The organism is Eubacterium sp. An3, assembly GCF_002159465.1.
Taxonomy (GTDB): Bacteria; Bacillota; Clostridia; order Lachnospirales; family Lachnospiraceae; genus Anaerobutyricum; species Anaerobutyricum stercoris.
This window is the reverse complement of sequence record NZ_NFIR01000031.1, coordinates 1-24830: the sequence shown is the minus strand read 5'-3', so window position 1 is coordinate 24830 and position 24830 is coordinate 1. Positions and strand designations below refer to the sequence as shown.

At 45.4% G+C, this 24830-nt stretch carries 18 protein-coding genes; 2 read left to right on the top strand and 16 right to left on the bottom strand.

Going from position 1 to position 24830, the window contains the following annotated elements; genetic code table 11:
• Positions 1-89 precede the first annotated feature (89 nt).
• The 10 genes from B5F87_RS17255 to dtd all read right to left on the bottom strand — a co-directional run bounded on the left by B5F87_RS17255 (position 90) and on the right by dtd (position 15233).
• Positions 90-2339 (bottom strand): bifunctional (p)ppGpp synthetase/guanosine-3',5'-bis(diphosphate) 3'-pyrophosphohydrolase, encoded by a 2250-nt coding sequence (locus B5F87_RS17255; protein WP_343215780.1) that lies wholly within the window; start codon positions 2337-2339, stop codon positions 90-92.
• 251 nt (positions 2340-2590) lie between these two features.
• Positions 2591-4882, bottom strand: a complete 2292-nt coding sequence (locus B5F87_RS17250) for a leucine-rich repeat protein (RefSeq protein ID WP_158097087.1) — start codon at positions 4880-4882, stop codon at positions 2591-2593.
• A 482-nt stretch (positions 4883-5364) separates the two neighbouring features.
• Positions 5365-6414 (bottom strand): Rpn family recombination-promoting nuclease/putative transposase, encoded by a 1050-nt coding sequence (locus B5F87_RS17245; protein ID WP_087283271.1) that lies wholly within the window; start codon positions 6412-6414, stop codon positions 5365-5367.
• Between the two features lie 120 nt (positions 6415-6534).
• Positions 6535-8031 (bottom strand): helix-turn-helix transcriptional regulator, encoded by a 1497-nt coding sequence (locus tag B5F87_RS17240; protein ID WP_087283269.1) that lies wholly within the window; start codon positions 8029-8031, stop codon positions 6535-6537.
• 239 nt (positions 8032-8270) lie between these two features.
• Positions 8271-10619, bottom strand: a complete 2349-nt coding sequence (locus B5F87_RS17235; RefSeq protein WP_087283267.1) for a hypothetical protein — start codon at positions 10617-10619, stop codon at positions 8271-8273.
• Between the two features lie 279 nt (positions 10620-10898).
• Positions 10899-11321, bottom strand: a complete 423-nt coding sequence (locus tag B5F87_RS17230) for an aspartate carbamoyltransferase regulatory subunit (protein ID WP_087283265.1) — start codon at positions 11319-11321, stop codon at positions 10899-10901.
• Positions 11311-12237 carry an aspartate carbamoyltransferase gene (gene pyrB / locus B5F87_RS17225; RefSeq protein WP_087283263.1) on the bottom strand — a complete coding sequence of 309 codons (927 nt, stop codon included), beginning with the start codon at positions 12235-12237 and terminating at the stop codon, positions 11311-11313. The genes B5F87_RS17230 and pyrB overlap by 11 nt, the downstream gene beginning before the upstream one ends.
• 155 nt (positions 12238-12392) lie before the next feature.
• Positions 12393-13280, bottom strand: coding sequence for a phosphatidylglycerol lysyltransferase domain-containing protein (locus B5F87_RS17220; protein ID WP_087283261.1), 888 nt, complete (start codon positions 13278-13280; stop codon positions 12393-12395).
• A gap of 144 nt (positions 13281-13424) precedes the next feature.
• A complete protein-coding gene (locus tag B5F87_RS17215) occupies positions 13425-14636 on the bottom strand; it encodes an NADP-dependent isocitrate dehydrogenase (protein ID WP_087283259.1) in 1212 nt (403 codons plus the stop codon).
• 150 nt (positions 14637-14786) lie between these two features.
• Entirely contained in the window at positions 14787-15233 is a 447-nt protein-coding gene (dtd, locus tag B5F87_RS17210) for a D-aminoacyl-tRNA deacylase (protein WP_087283257.1), read from the bottom strand.
• A gap of 151 nt (positions 15234-15384) precedes the next feature.
• Here dtd and B5F87_RS21605 point away from each other — a divergent pair, with 151 nt between their 5' ends.
• Entirely contained in the window at positions 15385-17157 is a 1773-nt protein-coding gene (locus B5F87_RS21605; RefSeq protein WP_087283255.1) for a S8 family peptidase, read from the top strand.
• 6 nt (positions 17158-17163) lie between these two features.
• Here B5F87_RS21605 and dapB read toward each other — a convergent pair whose 3' ends face one another.
• The 5 genes from dapB to B5F87_RS17180 all read right to left on the bottom strand — a co-directional run bounded on the left by dapB (position 17164) and on the right by B5F87_RS17180 (position 21700).
• Entirely contained in the window at positions 17164-17928 is a 765-nt protein-coding gene (gene dapB, locus B5F87_RS17200; protein ID WP_087283253.1) for a 4-hydroxy-tetrahydrodipicolinate reductase, read from the bottom strand.
• Positions 17929-17949: 21 nt separating this feature from the next.
• The gene (dapA, locus tag B5F87_RS17195) at positions 17950-18834 is read right to left on the bottom strand and encodes a 4-hydroxy-tetrahydrodipicolinate synthase (RefSeq protein WP_087283284.1); all 885 of its coding nucleotides are present in this window, start codon (positions 18832-18834) and stop codon (positions 17950-17952) included.
• A gap of 144 nt (positions 18835-18978) precedes the next feature.
• Positions 18979-19494: a cob(I)yrinic acid a,c-diamide adenosyltransferase gene (locus tag B5F87_RS17190; protein WP_242964557.1), complete on the bottom strand. Its 516-nt coding sequence runs from the start codon at positions 19492-19494 to the stop codon at positions 18979-18981.
• A gap of 153 nt (positions 19495-19647) precedes the next feature.
• On the bottom strand, positions 19648-20901 hold the full coding sequence (hisS, locus tag B5F87_RS17185) for a histidine--tRNA ligase (RefSeq protein WP_087283250.1): 1254 nt from the start codon (positions 20899-20901) through the stop codon (positions 19648-19650).
• A 127-nt stretch (positions 20902-21028) separates the two neighbouring features.
• The gene (locus B5F87_RS17180; protein ID WP_087283249.1) at positions 21029-21700 is read right to left on the bottom strand and encodes a single-stranded DNA-binding protein; all 672 of its coding nucleotides are present in this window, start codon (positions 21698-21700) and stop codon (positions 21029-21031) included.
• Between the two features lie 393 nt (positions 21701-22093).
• On the opposite strand from B5F87_RS17180, the gene typA reads away from it, so the two are divergent.
• Positions 22094-23929, top strand: coding sequence for a translational GTPase TypA (gene typA, locus B5F87_RS17175; RefSeq protein ID WP_087283247.1), 1836 nt, complete (start codon positions 22094-22096; stop codon positions 23927-23929).
• On the opposite strand, the gene B5F87_RS17170 is transcribed toward typA, so the two are convergent.
• Positions 23926-24576 (bottom strand): YigZ family protein, encoded by a 651-nt coding sequence (locus B5F87_RS17170; RefSeq protein ID WP_087283245.1) that lies wholly within the window; start codon positions 24574-24576, stop codon positions 23926-23928. The two genes, typA and B5F87_RS17170, sit on opposite strands and share 4 nt — an antisense overlap.
• Between the last annotated feature and the right edge of the window lie 254 nt (positions 24577-24830).

Here is a 24830-nt window from a genome sequence, read left to right as displayed (position 1 = left end):
TTTCCTCCGTTATTTTCTATTGTCTGACCAGCACTCCTTCTATATTTGCGCGGCAGGACAAAAGACTGGCCCGCCCGCTGCGACGCGCATTATCCGGCGCTTCTCTCGATGTCAATGACACTCTCCACATTGCGAAGCTTCTTGATGATATGATTGAGTTCCTCAATTCCGCTGATCTCAAAGGAGAGAGAGATGGTCGCCAGCTCCTGTTTGCTCGTCTTGATGTTGACCGTCTTCAGATCAACCTTCAGTTCCATAAATATTTTGGAAATGTCCAAAAGGATGCCCGTGCGGTTGTGGGCATACAGACAAATCTCTGTCAGGTAAAGCTCACCGCTTTTTTCCACGGCGTCTACCTCCCACTCGGCGTCGATCAGTCTGGCACGGTCACTCTCCGGCATACATAAAATGTTGACACAGTCGGTTCGGTGTATGGAAATGCCTCTTCCCCGGGTGACAAAACCGATGATCTCATCGCCCGGCACAGGACTGCAGCACTTTGAGAAGCGCACGGAAAGGTCATGGATGCCCTTTACCGTAATGCCGGACTTCTTGCGTGTCTGCGCCGGCCTCTTCTCCGACTTGTTTTTCTCAGAAATCTCCATGAGAGCTTCCTGATCGGTCATCTGTTTCTTGTGTACTTTCTCGTACTCTTCCACCAGCTTGTTGACAACCTGGCCTTCCTTCAGGCCGCCGTGTCCCACTGCTGCAAGCACCGAATCCCAGGTCTTTAAACCGTATTTCTGCATACATTTCTTCTGGAATTCCGGCTTCATATAATCGCTCAGCACGATTCCTCTGGCCTTGCTGTATTTATCGATCAGCTCACGGCCTTTTAAAATATTCTCTTCTTTGAATTGTGATTTGAACCACTGGTTGATCTTTGTCTTTGCCTGCGAGCTCTTCACTATGGAGAGCCAGTCGCGGCTCGGACCGTTGGAATTCTGTGATGTGATGATCTCCACCCGGTCACCATTCTGAATTTTGTAATCAATCGGCACCTGCCGCCCGTTGACTCTGGCGCCCACCATCTTATTACCCACTGCTGTGTGTATCATGTAGGCAAAATCAATCGGTACGGAACCTGCCGGCAGAGTCTTAACGTCTCCCCTCGGAGTAAAACAATATACCTGCTCTGCAAACAAATCAAGGTCCGTCTTTAACATTGCCAGAAACTCTTTGTTATCTGACATGTCCTGCTGCCACTCAAGAATCTGTCTGAGCCAGCTTAACTTTTCTTCTTCTTTATTAATATTGCCGCCGCCCTCTTTGTATTTCCAGTGGGCCGCGATACCGTACTCGGCTGTACGGTGCATTTCAAATGTCCGAATCTGAATCTCAAAAGGAGTACCTGAAGAACCAATAAGTGTGGTGTGAAGTGACTGATACATGTTCTCCTTCGGCATGGCGATATAATCTTTAAACCGTCCAGGAATCGGTTTATACATTTCATGAATGACGCCCAGGGCCGCATAGCAGTCTCTGACAGTCTCGACCTTGATACGGACCGCAAAAATGTCGTATATCTGGTCGAGGGTCTTATGCTGGTTACGCATCTTTTTATAAATACTGAACAGATGCTTCACTCTTCCGTCCACCTCTGCCCGGATGCCGGCTTCCCCGATATGGTTCTTTACCTCTTCAATGATGGACTCAATGAACGTCTTACGCTCCTCCTTATTGGAATTCAGCTTTTCTTCCAGCTCCGCATAGATCTCCGGCTCCAGATATTTCAGGGACAGATCATCCAGTTCCGTCTTGATCTTGGAAATACCCAGCCGATGGGCGATCGGCGCGTAAATGTCCATGGTCTCCCGGGCCTTCTCCTTCTGCTTCTCCGGCTTCATATACTGGAGCGTCCGCATATTGTGGAGCCGGTCCGCCAGCTTGATCAGAATTACCCGGATGTCCTTGGCCATAGCCAGGAACATCTTTCTCAAATTCTCCGCCTGGATATCCATCTTGTCATGGGAATAGGACAGCTGACCAAGCTTCGTCACGCCATCCACAAGAAGAGCCACTTCCTCGTTGAACTCCCGGGTGATATCCTCCAGGGTGTAATCCGTGTCCTCCACCACATCGTGCAGTATCCCGGCGACAATGGTCTCCTTGTCAAGTTCCAGCTCCGCCAGAATAATCCCCACACACAAGGGATGTATGATATAAGGCTCTCCCGACTTTCTCTTCTGCCCTTCATGGGCCTTGTACGCCAAATGATAGGCTTTCTCTACCATAGAAAGGTCTGTAGACGGGTGATACTGACGAATTGCCTTTATCAACCGGTCGTGGAGCACTCCCGGATCCGTAAAATCTTTAGGCTGACTGATTTCTTTCTGCATTCTGCTTACTCTTTGTTTCTGGGCATCCATACTCTCTCACCACACTTCTCTTAGTCTAAAATTAGAATTAATTGTACACCAAAATTTTGCATTATGCAAGAGTCAGGGTATCGCCGACGTGGTATATGCGATATAAAAAAACCCCTGTTTTTCGCTTTTGGCTGTACATTTTCTATATACAGAAGGCTCCCGGAGCGCGGAAATCTAGCCGCCGCGGTCCGGGAGCCTGTCAGGCTATGGCGGTTGGTACTTTATTTAATCTTTATCTTAACCACCTGCTTCTTTCCGCTTCCATCGGTCGCCATGGCTGTAATCTTCACAGTCTTGCCTTTTCCGGCTTTTTTCGTCTTTACCTTACCGGAAGCGGATACTATGGCGTATTCTGTATTGCTGCTTGTCCACTGAAGCTTCTTGTTGGCGCCTTTTGTTGCTGCGACCTTCGCTTTCAGTTTTAATGCTTTTCCAGCTTTTACCATTCTTTTCTTGGCACCTGAGATAGAGACTTTCTTTACCACACCTTTCATGGATTTCAATTTGAAAACTGCTTTAGCCCCGCTGCCGTCGGTCGCTGTTGCGGTGATAATGACAGATTTACCGGCAGATTTCTTCTTAAAAGCGACAACGCCGTTTTGATTAACCGTGGCAATCTTCGGATTACTGGAAGTCCAGATAACATTTTTGTTAGAAACGTTTGACGGAGTAAATGAAACGGTCAGCTGAACCTTTTTGCCTGCGGCGATCTTGTTGGAGAAACCGGAGAGACTCATTCTTGCAGTTTTAATTACGACGGAAGGCGTTCCCACTGATGAGGCTCCTTTATTTGCAGATGGGAAGTCTTCCGTTGGCAAAGCTGACTGTATTGGATTATCCCCCGTTCCTGGTGTTTCTTCTGGCTCTGTGGATGGCTTGTCCCCTTCTTCTGGAAGTTCAGTAATGATTGTAAATGGAATATCATTTTCCTTTGCATATTGTTCTGCCGCAGAACCTGCGAATCCACTAAGTGTAAAGTCCTCCATTTTATGTCTGTCAACAACTCCCCATGTAATTTCTTCATCCCAATATCCAAACGCATTGATACCAATTTCTTTAACACTGTCCGGTACTGATACTTCCAGCAAACTGGTACAACCGCAGAAGGATAACACACCAATGCTTTTGACACTGCTTGGAATCGTAATTGTGTTCAGACTTTTACAATTATAAAATGCATACTCGTCTATTTGCGTAATGCTGGTCGGAAGGATAATTTCCGTCAACTTACCGCACTCATAGAATCCTGGTATCTGAGTAACCCCATCTGGGACATTGACTGTTCCTGACTTTCCTTCCGGACACAAATATAATACCGTTCCCATTTCATCATAAACAATGCCGTCTTTTGATAAGTAGACAGTATTAGAATTATCCACATTTATTGTTTCCAGATTAACGCATCCAGAGAAAGGACTGCCGCCCACTGATCTGGTTCCTTCTATTTGTCGAACATTGGCTGGAATCGTAATACTTTTTAAACTAACGCAGTCTTTAAATGCTCCTTCTAAAATTCTTTCCAAACTTTTTGGTAAATTAATGTTATTTAGTTTACTACAGTGTGCAAATGCCTCCATTGAAATCTCAGTTATTGTTTCCGGCAATTCAACTGAAACCAAATTAGTACATCTTGAAAAAACAGCTCCGTCAATCTTTGTAACCCCATCAGGTATCGTAACACTCTCCAGATTGCTACACCCCGAAAAGGCTGACGAGCCAATTTCTGCCACCGTACTAGGAATTTCAATACTCATCAGATTACTACATCCTGAAAAAGCATACGAGCCAATTTCTGTCACTGTATTCGGGATACTAATTTCCCCATTTTTGGCTTCCGGACAGAAAATAACATTTGTCACATCCTTATTATATAAAATACCATCTATAGAAGACCATACCGTATTGCCTGTTTTCACATTAATGGTAGATAAATTATTCAATTCCTCAAAAACCCGCCATTCATAATCGTTGGTACCATCAAATACTAAATAATAACCCTCTTCATCAACATAAGTGTACTCATAATAAGCACCGATGGTCTTCACGCTTTCCGGAATCTCGATTGTTTTTATATTGCTACAGTAATAAAATGCGTACTGCGATATTGTTTTTACTGTAGATGGTATTTCCATATTTTCTATCTTATTACCCGCAGGACAACATACCAGTATTTCTTTTCTTTTGTCATATAATATCCCATCCTCCGAACAATATACCGGATTATCCAAATCCACTTCTATAGTTTGTACCGCCCTTCCAAAAGTACCTGCAGTAATTTCCCCTGTTATACTGGCTGGAATCACCACTTTAATCACATTATCACGGTCTGGAAACTCCCACGATTCGATGTCAATGCTACTTACTATATATCCATCCAAACTATCAGGAATATCCAGCACATCATTCGAACCATAATATCCCGTTATTTTTACTGTATCCTCAGAATATGTTGTATCATATTCATTTACTACCTCATACTCCCAATCTCCTGACGTCTCCGCCTCCACTTTCATCCCGGCTACCAGTATCAGCACCGGCACTGCCAGCATCAATAAAAACATCATCATCCATTTTTTCATTCTCTTCTTCCCCTTTCGTTATAAATGCATAAATTCTCGAGTTGACAAAAATAAAACATCTCCCCGCCGGTTCCGGACAGAAGGCAATTAACAGATTCTATCTGCCGGACACCGATGAGGAGATGTGGTTACATAATCACGCAGAAGCAGGCTGCGCTGTCTGTTTTTGTCGTTTTGCATGCGGCTTTGCAGACAGATATTTTACTATAATTATACCTTTTTGCAAAATCCTGCACAATCTGTGACAAAAAGTGTGGCATGTTTTTATTTGTTTTTCCAATTTGCTTTCCATTTCAAAAATAAAAATATCCGAATATCACCTTGCAAAAGTAATATTCGGACAACATTCACAGCTTTTCTCTTTCATAAAAAATGTATAGTAAACGGCAAACAAATTTACCACTTACTATAATATTTTATTTTTCCGCAAAATTTTTGCTCTGCTGCGCCCACTGTTCCACAGTCTCAACAGAAACTTCCGCCGACGCTGCAATTATATCAGGCGAAACACCATTCTTTAATAATTCCAGGGCCATCTCTTTCTTACCTTCCTTCACCCCTTCTTTCATGCCTTTCCGTCTCTGATACTCTTTAGCCGCATTCCAGTCGGCGTCCACATACTTCTCTGCAAACCACATAGCCTGCACCTCCCTGTCCTGTGATATGCGAAAGACTTCTTCATAAATGTCTTCCATCATCTTGTTGCCTTTTGATTGCCATCTCACCTTCTCGTCGTTGATATCTGCTATCATGGATAGCAAAAGCTGTAATTCTTTATTATTCTCTCCGTCTGTCCCTTCCCGGAACTGCGCGAAACATTTATCCACCTGTACATAAATAATATGACTCAACGGCTGATATGATAACCCGGAATCCGCCTGTCTCCTGCAAAAGCGGTGAATATAACGCTCTGACGGAAAACTCTCAAACAAATCCGGACTCTCCTTCATCAGAACGATCACAAGAGTTCCACATACATTTCCGTAATCAAGCTCTGATTTCTTCTGTCCTTCCTCTACAGAATACTGCATCATCAGCAGCTCTGCCGAATAAATGTCCGCCCTCTCAAAAATAAACTCCTGCGCCGCAGCCTGTACCTCCAGATCAGAGATTCGTCCGTCCAACAACCTGGCAGGTATGTCAAAGATAACCTTCTTACTTGACTCCGACTGTATGTATCCTTCATTACGAAAAGAATCGCCCACAACAATTCCATCGTCTCCCGTCAGGTCACGGAGCATCTTCTGTAATCTCTCCGGATGCTCATCCGGAGCAAACACTTTCTTCGCAATGATATCTGCTGACAGTGAGGGCAGGCGCCGCCCCTCCAGGACATCCAGGACTTCCTCCCGGTCTCGCTGCTCCATCTTTTCCAGCAGAAATTTCAGCAAAACTTCTCTGTCGTATCCTTCCATCTCCAAAAACAGATTGGCGATTGTCTTTTGTGATAACCAGAACTGGTTCATAACAATTCACCTCAAATCTGTATATTTTTGTTATAGTATATCGAATTTTACTATATAAATCAAGATTTTTTACAGAATAATAATTTTATGTGATTCATTATGACCGAGCTTGTCGTTCTTTTATACGGTCTCAAACAGCCTCTTGTATTCCTCCAGAATTTCTTTCATCCGCCGGGTCGTGCCATCGGCGTCATGCAGCCAGCCGTTTTCTTCGGCGAAGCCGATAAATTCCTGGAAGCTGCGGCGGACGCCCCGCTCGTTGATGCTGAAGTATTGGCTCAGTTGGTTGTCCTGATGGTATTGAAAGACCACATTTTCATTGACATAGATTAGAAGGTTTTCGTCAATGGTGAGCAGATCGGAGTTGGTCATGATGTATTCCATATAGTTATTTTCTGCCATAAATATCATGCTTTCCAACACATGGAGGCGGTAAGGAACCGGAACCGGTATGTACCATTCGTACGGATACTCGTCAGTGCGGCCGGTTTCCATAAAATATCGCAGTCCTTTTTCTTCAAAAATATTGACAGGCGCTTTTTTATCCAAAGCACGAAGAAAGGTGTTTCTGTTTTTGGCAAATATGTCCATCAGCATCTGATTACCTTCTGTATCGAGGCGCAGAACAGCCGCAAGAATTGTTTCGTTGAGGGCATAGGTGATGCACGGGATAGACCCAACACAGATTTCCGCCACTGCCAGATCTGTCATGAAATTTTGCCGAAAGCTCATCCACTCTGTGACGTTATCTTTAAAATATTTTGTCAACGGGCTGGTTCGTTTTTTCATGGTCTGATATTGATGACAGCAGAAACTGACGCTTTCTTTATTAGAGAAAACAATGCCTTCGTCCATTTTATAATTGCATATCATAGCAGAGTCGCCGGCCAGAATCATGACAGGAAGAAGACTCATAGAATTAATATGGGAGTCTTTTCTGTCATAATAATAAAAACTCTCATAGCTGACGCTGCCAAAAAGCATGGGGAGAAGGTTATAGACCGTTTGTATATTGTTATTACCTTCTGATGAATCTTCATCCAGACAGATAATCTGCTCCACTTTTCCCCGCTGACTTTGGGAACCACAAACAGAGAGTATCGTTTTCAAAAGGTTTCCTGTTTCCGGCTGAGCGATGAGCTGTATTCCCCATTCACCGCCGGATTTTTGCTGTCTTTTCAGAATAGCACGCAATGCATTTTCTACTTCCATTCTTCCCACGCAGGCTCTGCTTCCTTCCGCAACCTGCAGAAAACCATTCTCTTCTGTTGCATCAGTAAACGACTCCATCGAACCTGTCATGGCCGTAGATGAGACTGAATGTGTTCGAAAATCCGCCTGTCCATTCAGCATATCACGGATCATCAAAAAGCTGTCATATCGCTTTGCTCCGTAGCGGCTTCGGTTGTAACATTCTAGTAGTGCTTCTTTCTTCTCCCGTGACAACATCAGACACTCAGAAATATGCTGTACTTCTTTGATATTTTTGGGCAGACGTTCTCCTGACAGATATTTTTGCAGAAGTGTGCGGTTAATATCAGTTTCCACGGACAGCTTGCGGACGGACATACCGCTGTCTTTGATAAATTTTCGTAAAATTTCCCCGTATGACGCCATAGATTTCTTCCCCTTTCTATTTTTGTTGTTTTATTTTTAAATATTTTACAAATTCTTCTTTTTACAATATAACACAAATTTCCCTTTTTTTCACAGTCTTTTCGACCACTATTGCACAAAAAACCAGAGCGGCCGCTGGTCTTCCAGCTTCCGCCCCGGCGTGTTTTTCATAACTGCGAGGGTACGTAACAGTCGTTATTCTTTTTTCGCGAGTGCTTTCCGCCGAAATGACGCGTGCACTAGCGTACTCTGACGCTCTTCACTTTGGAGAACGAGGAGTCCACATCTGCGTTGGAGGCGTTCTTTGCCACCGCTTTTACTTTGTAGTAGTAGGTTTTTCCGGACACAAGTCCTTTATCCTTGAAATTCAGGTTTTTTGTGGTGCCTACGCACAGGTAGGTACCTTTCTTCTTGGTGGAGCGATAAATCTTGTATTCGGATGCGCCGCTTACTTTCTTTTTCAGCTTGATGACTGCAGTCTTCTTTGCTGTGGATTTTACGGATTTGATGACTGCCTTGCCGGTCTTGACTGTGGAATCAAAGTTCACGGAGCCGACCTTCTTGCAGCCGAGGGTCTCCTGGTTTACGTTCTTGAAGGATGGCAGGGTAACAACGGACGATTTGGTGGTGCCCGGAATGAAGGACGCTTCGTAGGCCGGGTTGTCCGGATTGGCGTCCGCCGCGTAGGCAATCACATAATACTGGTATGCCACGCCGTCTTCCGGGCCTTCCTGCCTGACGTCGTCCGAATCTGCCTCGGTAAATCCATATACCTCATAAGAAACCGGTTTGCCGGAGTCATCCCAGTTGGTGTAGTAGTTGCCCGGGTACATGTCATAGGTATAGTCGATCATGGATGTACCGGTAAATGTGTCGCGGGCATACTGATAGTTTCTGTAATAATAGGTCTTGGCCGGATCCAGTTTCTCATCAATCACTGCATTTTCCGTGCCGACCGCTGCGTTGATTGCCGCCATATTGACTGCCACAGGAGCCTGTGCACCCACGTATTCTGTTACCTGGTGGCCGTAGTTGTTCGCGTATCCGCCCAGATCTTTGTTCTCTACAAGAGAGCCCGCTCTCACGCGGTATACCTCGTAGTAGGCCGCTCCCGGCACTGCCGTCCAGGATACCTGTACTCCGTTGCCAATGTTCTTTGCGGAAACGTTGCTGACAAGGCCGAGGCTCTTCGTGGTTTCTATCTCATTTCCTTCACTGACAGTGTTGCCCTTGTAAGCCGAGATTCTGTAGCGCGTGGTATTGTCGTAGGTGCCGTCCACTTTTCTGACAAGCTCTGCCCGGAAAGTGTATCGCGTTGCATTTTTGCCCAGCCGTCCAATCTCCACCCAGTCGGTCTGGTCTTCGTTTATGGTGCCGTCCGCATTGTACACTTCCACGTATTTCTTGATGATATATCCGTCGACGCCGTATACCTTCCGCCACTCTACGGTCTCGTCTCCGTTGGCGTTATTGTAATTCCGGCTGAACCGCGGCATACCGAAGGAAAGATCCACATATGCCTCTTCTTCTATTATAGTATCAGAATCGCCGTCGGCCTTTTTATCCTCCGGCAGTATCGCACGGACAATATACGTGTATTCTTCGTTGGCCTGGGTCTTTTTATCGACGAATTTCTTTTTCTTCTTGCCGAGAGTCTTCAGCAGAGTATAGGACTCATAATAATCATTCTGTCCCTTTGCGATTTCCGTGGCAGATGAAGAACCGTTGGAACGGTAAATCTCGTAGCCGGAAGCGCCTTTTACCTTTTTCCAGGAGAGCTTTACATTTTTACTCTTCTTGATCTCTGCTTTGAGTTTGATGGAGCCGCCCTTGGTAACCCGTTTCAACGTTGTGTCTTCGCCGTACACCACTGCTCCGGTGTCCGGATCCTTGTAGTACGGGCGAACTTTGTAGGTATACTGTGTATTGGCCGTAAGACCAGTGTCTTTGTAAGTATCCTTTGCCACGGTGGCAATCTTTTTAAACTTCTTGCCCACCTTCCGGTATATCTGATAACCGGTGGCCCGTCTGTTATTCATATCCAGTGTGATGGACTTCTTCTTTATGGTGGTAGATACATCCGTCTCCATGGAGACATCAATGGTGATGGCGTTGGATGCCGGGCTGTAATAATCGGCCTGCTGCGGAGTCTCTGCCATCGTATCATTATAATAGGCTTCCCACGCAGCATCATAGGCGCCCTCATTAAAGAGATATGCCACTACCGTTTTTCTGCCCGGTTTCAGATCGCCATTGCCGATGGTCAGTTCCGTGTCTCTGGCACCGGTTGTTCCGGCGTCGCTGTAATAACCATAGAAATATTCCCTGCCGGTGTTCAGATCTTTGTTCCACCGACCGGTCTCGCTCTTCTTCGGATTATTATTGCCGTACACATTGAAGTAGAGTGTCTGTCCCGGCTGCAGATCTGCGTACTTAAATGTCCACGATGTGACGATCTGTCCACTGCCGGTCTGCTCTTTTAAGGAAATGGACGGAGCTGCCACTGCTGCGTCCGCCGAGATGCGGATTCCCGCCGCCATGGCAAATGCCGCTGCGCACAGGAATATTCCTTTAGCGTATTTTTTCATAATTCCTCCTCCTTTACACATAAATATAGTTTTTATGTCGTACCCTCCCACTGTTATCTGCAATATTTCACAGAAAATGTCACAAACAACAGTTAATTTTCTATATTATATCATATTATCTATATAATTTCATTCATTACTTTCATTTTTTCAGTTCATTTTTATAAATTTTTGCAATATAAAAGACCCGGCCGAAACCGGGTCTTCTGCACTGCCGGGCTCACTGGACGCTCCCTGTTTTCCTTAAAAATACAGATGCTATCCGGCGCGCCGGCAGAATTAATATTCACTTTTCTTCGATTCGCAGTAAATGCATCGATATACGCGGTTTTCTCTGTCGGTGAGCTTGAAAATGTGATCAAGTCCCCGTTCCTCGGAAGTGATACATCTAGGATTCTTGCAGCGGATAATATTGGTGATCTGCTCCGGAAGCTCAAGGTGTTTCTTTTTCACAATGGCTCCGTCTTTGATGTAACAGACGGTAATATCCGGATCAATGTAACCAAGCACATCCAGATTCAGGTCCAGATTATCGGCGATCTTAATAATATCTTTTTTGCCCATCTTGCTGCTGACCGCATTCTTAATGATAGCGACGCTGCAGTCCAGTTTGTCGAGACCAAGATATTTGTAAATTTCCATGCTTTTGCCCGCTTTAATATGGTCTAATACGATACCATTTTTAATACTGTCAATTTTCATCGGTACTCACCCCCAGTAAAGTCATGATTAACGCCATTCTCACATATTTGCCGTAGAGGGCCTGTTTAAAATAGCAGGCTCTCGGGTCATCGTCTACCTTTGTATCAATTTCATTAACTCTTGGAAGCGGATGCATGATGCACAGATCTTCCCTGGCAGTCTCCAGCTTCTTCTCATCCAGAATAAAGCTGTCTTTTAAGCGGATGTAATCTGCCTCATTGAAGAATCTCTCCTTCTGCACCCTGGTCATATACAGGATGTCCAGCTCAGGCATGACTTCTTCCATGGTGCGCACTTCCTTGTAAGCAATGTTTTTCTTTTCGAATACATCTTTAATGATATATTCCGGCAGACATAATTCTCTCGGGGAAATCATCACAAATGTAATATTTTCATACCGGGACAGCGCTTTGATCAGAGAATGAACCGTTCGTCCGAACTTCAGATCGCCGCACATCCCCACAGTCAGGTTGTTTAGACGTCCTTTTTCCCGGCGGATGGTCATTAAATCTGTCAGTGTCTGAGTCGGGTGATTATGTCCTCCGTCGCCGGCATTGATGATCGGTATATTTACTTTCTGAGCCGCCACATACGGCGCACCTTCTTTCGGGTGACGCATGGCGATAATATCTGCATAACCGGATACCACGCGGACAGTATCTGAAACACTCTCGCCTTTGGTTGCTGATGAGGAATCAGCCGAAGAAAAACCAAGTACATTGCCGCCAAGCTCCATCATGGCTGCTTCAAAACTCAAACGCGTTCTTGTACTTGGTTCAAAAAATAAAGTGGCAAGTTTTTTATGTTTACAGACTTCCTGATACTTCTCCTTATGAAGAATGATATCATCCGCCAGCTCGAGAAGATGCTGGATCTCCTCCACAGATAAGTCCATAGGATCAATTAAATGTCTCATGACGACCTCCCTTTTCCAAGTGGATATATTGCTTTCCTTTTTGTCTCGTCAATTCCATGACGCTCTTTTGATATATCAGAGCGTCCATCAGATGAAGAATCAACTTTCTTCATCTGATAATACAGTTTTCCCTTATGCATGTCAAGATTCTTATTTTAAGATTCTTTATAGACGGCGAACCCCTTCTCCTCCAGGAATGCCGGATGATAGGAGAGCTTCGCTTTGCGGAGTCCCGGGTCTCCCACGTCGTCCTCCCGATTGACGTATTTGCAGTCCTGCGCTTCATGGACAAGAAACTGCTGATTAATGACGGAGTAAGCGCCCTGCACATCGGCAAATGCTTTTTCAATATGCACACAGAATGTATCCGGGTGAATCTTTTCTCCCACCGCAAAGGCGACAACCTTGCCGTCCACACGGATGAGGCCGCCCTTTAATCCAAGGAATTCCCGTTCTTTGAGGGAAGCTTCCGACACGCAGATCTCCGCGTGTTTTTCCAGATCTTCAGGCGCGCAGTTCTGCGACTTCCATACTTTCAGCATATCGAGACATTCCTGGGTATTTTCCGATGTGATCGCTTCATAGCTCCAGTCATAGGTTTTATTGAATTTATTGATATGGTTCTTCTTTCCGTGATATTTTCTGCCTTTCAGCTCAATAAGCGCCTGGGTCTCATAGACATAATCGGCAATATCCCGTTCAAATTCCACCTCAAACTGGCCCGGATAATTCTCCCCGAGATACTGCTCCATCTCTCTGGAAATACCGTGAAAAACCAGAGGGATTCCTTTTTCCCGACAGTCTTCCATGAGCTTGTCGATGGCTTTTTTCGGATCTCCTGCTCCCAGCGGGAAGGAAAAGCTCGTTTTCTCCTCGTTGGATCGGAACACGATCATTCCCTCACATTCCGCGTATTCCACATGGTAAAATCCCTTCCAGAGATAGATGGCCGCAAAGCTCATATCACAGCTTCTGGAACTCACATGCTGCAAATACTTGTTTATCGTTTCCTTGTCTTCTGCCCTGACAGGCTTAAAATCCATAATAACCTCTTTCCTAATGCATATCTTTCCGGATACACTTACATTTTTTCTAATTACTATTGTCCGGATTTTGTTGGTCAAAACGCTGCAAAACCACGGCATCATATAGCATATGACGCCATGGTCCCATACAGTCAAGGTAATTTATCCTAATTTTTTCTCCAGCAGACTGCGAATCGCCTTGATAAAGCCTTCGCTGTTTACTGTGTTTACATTTTCAAGGGTGGTGATCAGCGCCAGGTCTTTTGTCATGGTGCCGCCCTCGATGGTCTCGATGGTTGCCTCTTCCAGCTTATCTGCAAACTGAACCAGTTCCTCGATACCGTCAAGCTTTCCTCTCTTGCGGAGAGCGCCTGACCAGGCAAAGATCGTTGCCACGGAGTTGGTAGAAGTCTCCTCGCCTTTGAGATGTTTGTAATAATGTCTCTGCACGGTTCCGTGCGCCGCTTCGTATTCCGTGGTTCCATCCGGAGCCACCAGCACGGAAGTCATCATGGCGAGAGAACCGAAAGCTGTAGCCACCATATCACTCATAACGTCGCCGTCATAGTTCTTACATGCCCATATGTAGCCTCCCTCGGAACGAATGACTCTGGCTACGGCGTCATCGATCAGTGTATAGAAATATTCGATACCTGCGGCGTCAAACTTCTCTTTGTATTCCGCATCGAAAATGTCCTGGAAAATGTCTTTAAATGTATGATCGTATTTTTTGGAAATGGTATCCTTGGTGGCGAACCACAGATCCTGCTTTGTTTCCAGTGCATAGTTGAAACAGGATCTCGCAAAGCTGCTGATGGAGCTTTCCAGGTTATGCATACCCTGCAGGATGCCCGGGCCGTCAAATTCATGGATAAGTTCGCGCACTTCCTGTCCGTCCTCTCCGGTAAAGACAAGTTCCGCTTTTCCAGGACCCGGAACCTTCATCTCTGTTCCCTTGTACACATCACCGTAAGCATGTCTTGCGATGGTGATCGGCTTCTTCCATGTCTTCACGGTCGGTTCAATACCTTTTACCACGATCGGCGCGCGGAATACCGTTCCGTCCAGGATGGCACGGATAGTCCCGTTTGGGCTTCTGTACATTTCCTTCAAATTGTACTCATCCATTCTCGCCGCATTTGGCGTGATGGTCGCACATTTTACCGCAACGCCGTATTTTTTCGCCGCATTGGCGGAATCTATCGTCACCTGATCTCTGGTCTCGTCTCTGTGTTCCAGACCCAGGTCGTAATATTCTGTCTTTAAGTCGATAAACGGCAGAAGCAGTTCATCTTTAATCATCTTCCAGAGGATTCTGGTCATCTCGTCTCCGTCCATCTCAACGAGAGGAGTGGTCATTTTGATCTTATCCATTACGGTCTCCTTTCCTGATACATGTGATTCCTGTATAACTTTCCAGCCGCAATGCGGACCGAGCGATCGGCGCTTTAAACGCATTGCCCAGAGGTATTATATAGTAAATCACCCATAAAATGCAAGTTCTTTAATAAATTGCTTCATTTTTTACAGTTCATCACTGTCAAGCACAATGGTAAAAGGCCCGTCGTTCACAAGTTCCACCTGCATATATGCGCCAAACTCTCCATGTTTCACTGTATCAATTCTCTTTTTACATTCTTCAATAAATGCTTCATATATTTTTTTTGCCTCTGCGGGATTGCCGGCTTTCACAAAACTCGGACGCCGCCCTTTCCGGCAGTCTGCCAGAAGAGTAAACTGAGACACCACAAGAAAATCTCCCTTCACATCCTCAACAGAAAGATTGGTTTTTCCATTCTCATCCTGGAACAAGCGCAGATCGATTATCTTTTTTACCATTTTTTTCATTGTCTCTTCCGTATCGCCTTCCGCCACACCAAGAAGAATCACATAACCAGGGCCAATCTCCCTTTTTTCCTCCCTCTCAACAGTGACAGCAGCTTTTGAAACTAATTGAATTACTGCCTTCATCTTTCTTCCTCCATTCTACACACAAACGTCTTCAATATAGCACATTATCGCTTAGCGGGCAAGGGCAGGTAAATCTCCATTTGATAATAAACTGCCTCTCACTTTCATATGATTAAAAAGATCTGAATCAAAAGAGGAGTACCCCTATTCTATGGAGCAAAAATTAGATTCTGAACTGTCACTGTCCCTCTCTCTTCCCGAAGGAGAACGATTAAAAAACCCAGTACTGCGTTCCGGTTATGAACCGTCAACCCGCCTTTGGACTTTAATTCTGCTTTATCAGGGTTCACTTTCGGAAATTGAGGCAAATTTTACTATATCGATCGTGCCTCTTCTCGGCAATTATGCCATTATTAAAATTCCAGCGGCACAGATACCCGATCTCCTTCAATATCCACAAGTACTTTATCTGGAGCTTCCACGTCCTCTTTACGAGGAAGAAATCACCGGAATTTCTGATTCCTGCCTGTCCGGACGGCCGTTTTTTTTCAGTCCGGGCGTTTTAACAGAGAATCCTCCCTATGAATCTCTGACCGGACGAGGTACAGTCGTTGCAATTCTGGACTCCGGTGTTGATTACCGGCATCCGGATTTTCGCTCCGAATCAGGAGCTTCCCGTATCATCACTTATTGGGATCAGACTCTTGCTTATGATGGAAATAACCGCTATGGACTGGGACGTATTTTTTCCAACGATGATCTGAATAATTTACTGAGCACAACTGACGGGACAAACGGCTCAGCAATTCTGCCTCGTCCTTCTGCTGATTCCACCGGTCACGGAACACATATTGCAGGCATCTGCGCAGGTAACGGACGCAGCAGCGGCGGACGAAACCGCGGAGTGGCGCCGGAAGCCTCTCTGCTTGTCGTCAAACTCAAAAATGACGCGGATTCCGTTTTTACCGATTATGCGAACCTTATGATGGCGGTGGACTATGCCGTTCGCTTCACATCAGAAAGGCTGCTTCCCCTTTGCATTAATATCAGCTATGGTTCCAATGACGGCCCCCACGATGGCAGCAGCCTGATTGAACGCTACCTTGAAAGCTGCATTTTTTACGGAAAAAATGTCGTTATTACCGCCACCGGCAATGAAGGAATCTCCCGGCGTCACAGCAGTCTCCGGGTCATATCCGGCGAGGAAAAAAGTGTCGCTTTCAGTGTTGCCCCCGGCGAAACAAGTCTGTATGTACAGCTCTGGAAATATTATGGCGATCAGTTCCGTTACCGGCTGTCTCTGCCGTCTCAAAATAGGGAGATTGTAATTCCCGGTTTGCCAGGCATTTACCGTTTTGAACTGGATGATAACCTCATTCGTCTGATAATAAGTGAACCAACACCTTATCAGCCTTTACAGGAAATGTTCCTCGTTATTCTTCCATCCTCTCAGGCAACGATTCATCCCGGTATTTGGCAATTATACATTGTCTCTGAATCTTCCACTAACGGATATGTAAATCTCTGGCTTCCTTCCCGGGAAGCGACTTCTTCATCGACCGGATTTCTGGATGCTTCTGCTGAAATGACTATGACCGTCCCATCTACCGCCAGAAACGTGATCAGCGTAAGCGGTTATGACAGCGCCACAGATACTTTTGCATCCTTTTCCGGCAGAGGCTTCACCAGTATACTGGATGCCAAACCAGATCTCACCGCACCTGCAGTCAACATATTAAGCACCGCGCCAGGCGGAGGATACAGCGTACGAAACGGAACTTCCATGGCCGCTCCTTTTGTAACCGGCGCAGCCGCTCTGCTGATGCAATTTGGAATCGTCATGGGAAACGATCCTTTTTTATACGGAGAAAAAGTAAAGGCCCTGCTCCAAAAGGGAGCAAGACCTCTGCCTGAATTTTCACAATATCCCAATCCCTCTGTGGGATGGGGCGCTTTATGTGTGCGGGACAGTCTCCCGCGGTAAAATAATTTATTCCACTCCGTCAATCACATCGCTCATATCATAAAGTCCCGCCGGTTTACCTGCCAGATAAACAGCTGCCTGGATGGCTCCTTTTCCAAAAACGGCTCTGGAATAAGCAGTGTGTTTAAATTCTATAACTTCGTCTGTACCGGCAAAAATAATCTCATGCTCACCAACGATAGTTCCGCCGCGCACTGCTGAAATTCCAATCTCATCCGCCGGACGCTGCATCCGGCGCTGACTGCGGTCAAAAACATATTCATATCTGCCTTCGCTGGCCTCATTGATGGAGTCCGCCAGGGCAAGCGCCGTGCCTGAAGGAGCATCCAGTTTCCTTCTGTGATGTTTCTCAACGATATCAATATCAAAGCCAGCATCACCCAGAACTTTTGCTGCTGTCTTAACCATTTTTAAGAGTGTATTAATACCAAGAGACATGTTGGCAGAGCGCAGGATCGCTGTTCTCTGGCTGCATTCTTTCAGATGAGCAAGCTGTTCGTCGCTAAGCCCTGTGGTACATTCTACAAGAGGAATCTGTTTCTCCGCCGCATAATCAAGAACTGCATCCACTGCCGGAGCGGCAGAGAAATCAATGATGGCATCCACCGGTACATTTACTTCGTCAAGTGAAGTAAAAACAGGAAAATCCTCCTGCTTTCCGGCTGTCACGTCCACGCCGGCTGCCACTTCCACATTGTCCATATCTTTTATTAAATTGCAAATGACATGTCCCATATAGCCATTACATCCGTACATCAGTACCTTTGTCATAATGCTCCTCGCTTTCTTTATTTAAAGGATCCCTACCTCAATCATTGCTTTTCTCAGACGTTCTGTATTGGCGTCTTCCATTTCTGTCAGCGGACGTCTCAGATGTGGTCCGCAGATTCCCATGAGTTCAAGAGCCTTCTTAACAGGAATCGGATTCACCTCACAGAAAAGGGCATGAATCAATTCCAGGTATTTAATCTGGAGCTCACGACTTTTCTCCACATTTCCTGCCATGTATTCCGCACAGATATTATGAGTATCTTCCGGCGCAACATTGGACAAAACGGAAATAACGCCTTTCGCGCCCAATGACATCATCGGAACAATCATGTCATCGTTTCCGGAGTACACATCAATATCTCCCTGCGTTTCATACATTAACTGCGCAGTATAGGAAACATCACCAACCGCATCTTTAATACCCACAATGTTGTCTACATTCTTTACCAGATACGCCATCGTATCCGCATTGATCTTACATCCGGTGCGGCTCGGCACATTATATAAAATCAACGGAAGATTGGTATGTCTTGCCACATAAGAATAATGGTCGATCAGACCGTTCTGTGTAGCTTTATTATAATACGGCGTCACAACCAGAGCAGCGTCCGCTCCCGCCAGCTCTGCCTGATGGGTCAGCCAGGATGCCGTTCTCGAATCGTTGGATCCGGTTCCGGCAATTACCGGCACTCTTTTATTGGTACGGTTCACACAATATCGAATCGCTGCAATGTGCTCTTCATGATTCAGCGTAGAAGCTTCACCTGTAGTACCGCATACAATGATGGCATCTGTCTTGTTTTCAATCTGAAAATCAATCAGCTTCCCAAAACTGTCATAATCAATATTATAGTTCTCGTCAAACGGTGTGGCGATTGCAACACCTGCGCCAGTAAAAATTGCCATATTCATCCTTCCTTTCTGCTCTTCTATCATACAGCCGGCCATTTGGAAAAACCGCCGGCCGGCTATACGTGTTTTCTTCATCTGTCTGCATACGGCAGATTATTGTCTTCTGTCAGTCCTCTGTGATGTCAGTATGTTCTGTCATTATCTGTCGGCACTAAGAATCTCTCCTGCCTGTTCTTTCTCCGTATGGATATAATAAATGCAATCTGCCAGCTCGCGAACTTCTTCCGGAAGATTCCTTCCGGTGAGTATCAAATCTGTAGACTCATCTTTTGCCGCCAGCAATTCCCGCAGATCATCCATGGTGATGATATTATAATCAATCAGACCAAATATTTCATCGAGAATCAGCAGATCACATTGTCCGGTATCCAGAACCTTTCTTGTATATCCAAGAGCCATTCTGATATTTGACAATTGTTCCTGCCTTTCTTCCTCATCCATATCGGAATAGGCACAGGCCGCTTTCGCGAAGCGGAAAATCTGCAGTTCCGGTTCCAGTTTTTTGAGAAAATCAAGGGTATCCGAATGTTTACATTTGAGAAACTGTACCATAATCACCTGTTTCCCTATGCCGGCAGCACGAATCCCCAGCCCCAGAGCCGCTGTGGTCTTCCCTCTTCCTTCACCATAATATACCTGTATACTTCCGTCCATGTCCTGACCTTTCATCCTGATTATTCATTTTTCGTACCAAAGTGTCTTAACGCACCCCGGTATCGGGCAATGTTTTGTTAATAATACCATATTTTGCCTTAAAAATCCACACTGAAAAATAGCAGGTGCGCCGGCTGTTAAAACAATGGCACGCTAATTATCCTCTGATCGGGCGTTAAACATTCTCACATCCTCATCTCTGCCGAGCACCTGGAATCCGTCAAATCCCTGTTCTTCCAGCCGGTTCAAAAACTTGCCAAGCTTTTTCGGTTTCACATAGAGAGCCGTGGTATACTGACCGCGAAGCTCTTCTGCGCGAATGATCGCCTGCTCAATCTGATCTTCATCATACAAAAGCACTACTTTTTCAGGCTTATCTGCAAGCTTTGCCTGCCGCTCTGATAATATGCTGAAAATCCGCTCAAAACCAATGGAGAATCCCACCGCCGGCACCTGTTCCTTAACAAACTTACCTATAAGATTATCGTATCTTCCTCCACCGGCAATGGAACTGTTGAAATCCAGAGACTCGATTTCAAATACGGTTCCCGTATAATATCCCTGTCCGCGCACCAGAGTCATATCATATTCCACACTGTAACTGTCCCCTGCCAGACGGTTGGAAATATCAATGATATTGGCAAGGGAATCTATATATTCCTTATTATTGCTGATTGTCCTCACGTAATCAAGGGTAAACGGAGCATTTCCAATTAATTCCATAAAATCAGCAATAACTTTCTCATCAAAACCTTTTTCTGTCAGCTCACGAGCCACACCTTCCGCTTTTATTTTATTCAATTTGTCAAAAGAAATGCAGACGCTGTCCAAATCTTCCTCTTTAAATCCTGTTGTCAGAAGAATGTCTTTTAATACTCTCTTATCATTGATTTTGATTTTAAAATTATCTATACCGATATTCAACAGCACTTTCGCGGTTGTGTGTATCAGCTCAATCTCGCAGCTTGGAGACTCTGAACCAAGAATATCAATATCACACTGCATAAACTCACGAAGACGTCCCTTCTGCGGACGTTCCGCCCGATATACTTTGTCTATCTGGATAACCTTAAACGGATTCGGAAGATGCGCCCGATTGTTAGCATAATAACGGCTTAACGGAAGCGTCAGATCATAACGAAGGCCCATATCTGCGAGCTGTGATTCCTGTCCTGCCTCCATCGCTTTTTTCAGCTTGTCTCCCCTCTTCATCACCTTAAAAATCAAATTGAGATTCTCGCCGCCCTCACTTTTGTCAAGGTTTTCAATATCCTCGAGAATCGGTGTGAAAATTCTCTGGAAACCACAATTCTCATATGTTTCACAAATTTTTCTTTGAAGGTAATCCCTTAACTCCGCCTGCGCCGGCAGATAATCATTGGTTCCTTTTACTGGTGTAATCTTCATTTTCTCTATCCTCCTGTTATATTGGCGTCCGCTTCCCTTTTCCAGATTGAATCCCGCTCTGACTTACAGTCCCGGTAAACGTACCATCATAGAAAAAGGACTACCCAAACGAGCAGTCCGCTTATTCCTAACCTATATTTCCGGAATCGGCCACCTTCCGCTCCAGATTCATGCCGTCATCACAGTATTCCATTTTATTGACCGAAACTTCATAGGCAATCCGATTAACTACTGTATCGTCACCAAGCTTTTTCTGGTACTCACGGCTCTGAATCCGGCCCCACAACTGAATCCGGCTGCCCACCGGAAGCTTTCCTGCGTACCTTGCGTTTCTGCCCCAGCAGATGCACGGGATATAATCCGACTTGCTGTAGGCACGGTTTACTGCCAGAAGTACATCTGCGATTTCTCTGCCCAGAGGTGTAGTCCGGTATACCGGCTCCTTACAAATATATCCGTCAAGAAAAATCATGTTCGGCTTACGATTATCCAGGACATCTAAAAGCTCCAGCTCCCTCACAAAAAGAGAAAGCACCAGATGATTCCGGTTATTCTCATGCTTATTATAAGAGCGGAACTGCCCTCTCGCCTCCATGAAACGACCGATGCAGGACTGGCTGACATCGATCAGACGCTCGGAAATAAGCAGCGGAATCGTATCACTTGAATGACTGAGTCTGCTCACTTTCAGCTTCACCGTGTAGAATCCCTCTCCGAATACCTCATGGCTGAATTCAAAATCAGAAATAATCTCTCCAGCGACAACCGCCTGGTTATTTTTTAAAATTTTTTCTGTCATGTTTACTCCTCCCTGTATATAACACAGTCGTCTGTATACATCTATTTGTATTCAAATACTGCAGAAAATATGAATAAAAACTTGTTTTTTTCATTCACAATATCTGCAGGCACCGTATCTTTAAGGAAGATATTCGTGACATCACATCCCAAGATGTATTTTGATGTAAAACAGATTCAGTATAATAATTCTGCTTTAAAATGTCAACCTTTAAACACCGGCAGATATCATGATTTTCGCTGTTTTCCCTGCATGAAAACAACTTTTTATTGTTTCTTCGGAATCTTTGTGCTAGAATGGTTTCGCTTCTTGTGAATAAGAAAATTCATTTATCTTTTGAGAGAAATGTTACGCAATACACAGTATCACCGATTTTAGAAAGAAGGCTTTTTTATGAAAATTGCAAGAGAAGACGTCCGTAACGTTGCCATTATCGCTCATGTAGACCACGGCAAAACCACTCTGGTCGATGAACTTTTAAAGCAAAGCGGAACTTTCCGCGAAAACCAGGATGTCGGCGAGCGGATTATGGATTCCAATGATATCGAACGGGAAAGAGGAATTACCATCCTTTCCAAAAATACTGCCATCCATTACGACGGCGTAAAAATCAATATTGTGGACACACCTGGCCACGCTGACTTCGGAGGCGAGGTAGAGCGCGTACTTAAAATGGTAGACGGCGTTATCCTTGTGGTGGACGCCTTCGAAGGACCTATGCCTCAGACAAAATTCGTACTGAAAAAGGCACTGGAGCTGAATCATCCGGTCATCGTCTGCATTAATAAGATTGACCGCCCGGAAGCAAGACCAGAAGAAGTCATGGATGAGGTTCTGGAACTGTTCCTGGAGCTGGATGCCGATGACGACCAGCTGGACAGCCCTTTTGTATACGCATCCGCCAAGTCAGGCATCGCCATGCTGGAACTTAACGAGCACGGAACCGATATGAAACCTCTGTTTGAGACCATCATCAAACATATTCCTGCTCCTACCGGTGATCCGGACGCTGACACCCAGGTACTCATCAGCACCATCGACTACAATGAGTATGTAGGACGTATCGGTATAGGCAAAGTAGAAAACGGTTCCATCCGCGTGAATCAGGAAGTTCTCCTGGTCAACCACCACGACCCTGACGTCAATAAAAAAGTAAAAATCAGCAAGCTTTATGAATTTGACGGATTGAACAAGGTGGAAGTGGAAAGCGCTTCCGTGGGCTCTATCGTGGCAATCTCAGGCATCGCTGACATCCATATTGGCGATACGCTCTGCTCTCCGGAAAACCCGCAGCCGATTCCATTCCAGAAAATATCTGAGCCAACCATCGCCATGCAGTTCCTTGTAAACGACAGCCCTCTGGCAGGACAGGAAGGAAAATATGTCACTTCCCGCCACATCAGAGACCGCCTTTTCCGGGAGCTCAACACTGATGTCAGCCTCCGCGTGGAGGAAATGGAAAATACAGATTCCTTCAAAGTCTCCGGCCGGGGCGAGCTTCACCTTTCTGTACTCATTGAGAACATGCGCCGGGAAGGTTATGAATTCGCCGTCAGCAAAGCAGAGGTTCTCTATCACACCGATGAAAATGGAAAGAAAACAGAGCCGATGGAGATTGCGGTAGTTGATGTTCCTGAAGAATTCTCCGGTGCTGTCATCGAAAAGCTGAGCCAAAGGAAAGGCGAACTCCGCAACATGAGTATTTCCGGAGCGGGCTCCGCCCGTCTTGAATTCTCTATTCCATCCAGAGGCCTCATCGGCTACCGGGGAGAATTCATGACCGATACTAAGGGAACCGGCATTCTGAATACATTATTTGACGGCTATGGCCCATATAAAGGTGATATTCAATACAGAAAACAGGGTTCCCTCATCGCCTACGAATCAGGAGAAACCATCACCTATGGTCTGTTCAACGCTCAGGAGCGGGGCACACTCTTTGTCGGTCCCGGAGAAAAAGTTTATTCCGGTATGATCGTCGGCCAGAACGGCAAAACCGATGATATCGAAGTTAATGTGTGCAAAACCAAAAAGCTGACCAATACAAGAGCTTCCGGCTCTGACGACGCCCTGAAACTGACGCCGCCGCGGGTTTTAAGTCTGGAACAGGCGCTTGACTTCATCGATACCGATGAGCTGGTTGAGATTACGCCGAAAAACATCCGCCTGCGCAAAAAAATCCTTGATCCGACCGCCCGCTATCGTGCAAAGCGAAACGGACAAGCTTAAAAAATTATAACTTCTCCTTCTGCTGTGCCATAATACACATCTTCTCCGTCCTCTATATGCACTCTGCCCCCGGTGCCTTCTGTAAGCGCCCGGCAGAGTGCCTTTTTTTCTTTCTCCGGAAACAGCGCTCTGATCTCTACCTTATCTGTATACTCAGTATTCTCCACTGTCACCTGATTCTGTGCCAGAATATACTGAATCTTTCCCAAATCTGTATATTCTGTAAAAAGCTTCATTCTAGTGGCAGGTATCTTTTCAATGATAACCGCATTCTCTATCCCTGCCTTGGCAGCCTCTGTGTAAGCCCGCACCAGTCCTCCTGTTCCCAGAAGCGTTCCTCCGAAATACCGTGTCACAACAATTACAATATTACGGATGCCGCTGCCCTGAATCACTTCCAGGATCGGCTTGCCGGCTGTACCGCCCGGCTCTCCGTCATCACTGCATCTGGTCAGAGGATTCATCTCTCCAACTGAAAACGCCGAGCAGTTATGCCTGGCATCCCAGTATTTCTTTTTTACCGCTTCGATAAATTCCTGCGCCTCTTCCACAGAATCCACCGCCTGCACATGAGCAATAAATCTTGACTTTTTCTCAACAATCTCTCCACGTCCCGCCTCAAAAACTGCCTTATGTCTGATCATCATTTATCTCCTTTTATATTCTCCTGGAATTCTATTCTCACAATAAACAAGGCTTCATTCTCATAAACAACTGATGAAAGCCTTTCAAGAAGCATCATACCATATCCAGGCAAAATTATCAGCAAAACATATCGTTTATCCACGACAAACGCATGAATGTGTTTCCCAACTAAACCTATCGATTTTTAAAATTTTTACAAGTTCATAAGTTCATCCAGATATTTTTCCGGATTTGTTCCTATCGCATACCGTTTCTT

Excerpts from the sequence above, each read along its gene's own strand:
- B5F87_RS17255 (WP_343215780.1), bottom strand. The coding sequence starts at position 2,339 with ATGCAGAAAGAAATCAGTCAGCCTAAAGATTTTACGGATCCGGGAGTG.
- B5F87_RS17250 (WP_158097087.1), bottom strand. The coding sequence starts at position 4,882 with ATGAAAGTGGAGGCGGAGACGTCAGGAGATTGGGAGTATGAGGTAGTA.
- B5F87_RS17245 (WP_087283271.1), bottom strand. The coding sequence starts at position 6,414 with ATGAACCAGTTCTGGTTATCACAAAAGACAATCGCCAATCTGTTTTTG.
- B5F87_RS17240 (WP_087283269.1), bottom strand. The coding sequence starts at position 8,031 with ATGGCGTCATACGGGGAAATTTTACGAAAATTTATCAAAGACAGCGGT.
- B5F87_RS17235 (WP_087283267.1), bottom strand. The coding sequence starts at position 10,619 with ATGAAAAAATACGCTAAAGGAATATTCCTGTGCGCAGCGGCATTTGCC.
- B5F87_RS17230 (WP_087283265.1), bottom strand. The coding sequence starts at position 11,321 with ATGAAAATTGACAGTATTAAAAATGGTATCGTATTAGACCATATTAAA.
- pyrB (WP_087283263.1), bottom strand. The coding sequence starts at position 12,237 with ATGAGACATTTAATTGATCCTATGGACTTATCTGTGGAGGAGATCCAG.
- B5F87_RS17220 (WP_087283261.1), bottom strand. The coding sequence starts at position 13,280 with ATGGATTTTAAGCCTGTCAGGGCAGAAGACAAGGAAACGATAAACAAG.
- B5F87_RS17215 (WP_087283259.1), bottom strand. The coding sequence starts at position 14,636 with ATGGATAAGATCAAAATGACCACTCCTCTCGTTGAGATGGACGGAGAC.
- dtd (WP_087283257.1), bottom strand. The coding sequence starts at position 15,233 with ATGAAGGCAGTAATTCAATTAGTTTCAAAAGCTGCTGTCACTGTTGAG.
- B5F87_RS21605 (WP_087283255.1), top strand. The coding sequence starts at position 15,385 with ATGGAGCAAAAATTAGATTCTGAACTGTCACTGTCCCTCTCTCTTCCC.
- dapB (WP_087283253.1), bottom strand. The coding sequence starts at position 17,928 with ATGACAAAGGTACTGATGTACGGATGTAATGGCTATATGGGACATGTC.
- dapA (WP_087283284.1), bottom strand. The coding sequence starts at position 18,834 with ATGGCAATTTTTACTGGCGCAGGTGTTGCAATCGCCACACCGTTTGAC.
- B5F87_RS17190 (WP_242964557.1), bottom strand. The coding sequence starts at position 19,494 with ATGGACGGAAGTATACAGGTATATTATGGTGAAGGAAGAGGGAAGACC.
- hisS (WP_087283250.1), bottom strand. The coding sequence starts at position 20,901 with ATGAAGATTACACCAGTAAAAGGAACCAATGATTATCTGCCGGCGCAG.
- B5F87_RS17180 (WP_087283249.1), bottom strand. The coding sequence starts at position 21,700 with ATGACAGAAAAAATTTTAAAAAATAACCAGGCGGTTGTCGCTGGAGAG.
- typA (WP_087283247.1), top strand. The coding sequence starts at position 22,094 with ATGAAAATTGCAAGAGAAGACGTCCGTAACGTTGCCATTATCGCTCAT.
- B5F87_RS17170 (WP_087283245.1), bottom strand. The coding sequence starts at position 24,576 with ATGATGATCAGACATAAGGCAGTTTTTGAGGCGGGACGTGGAGAGATT.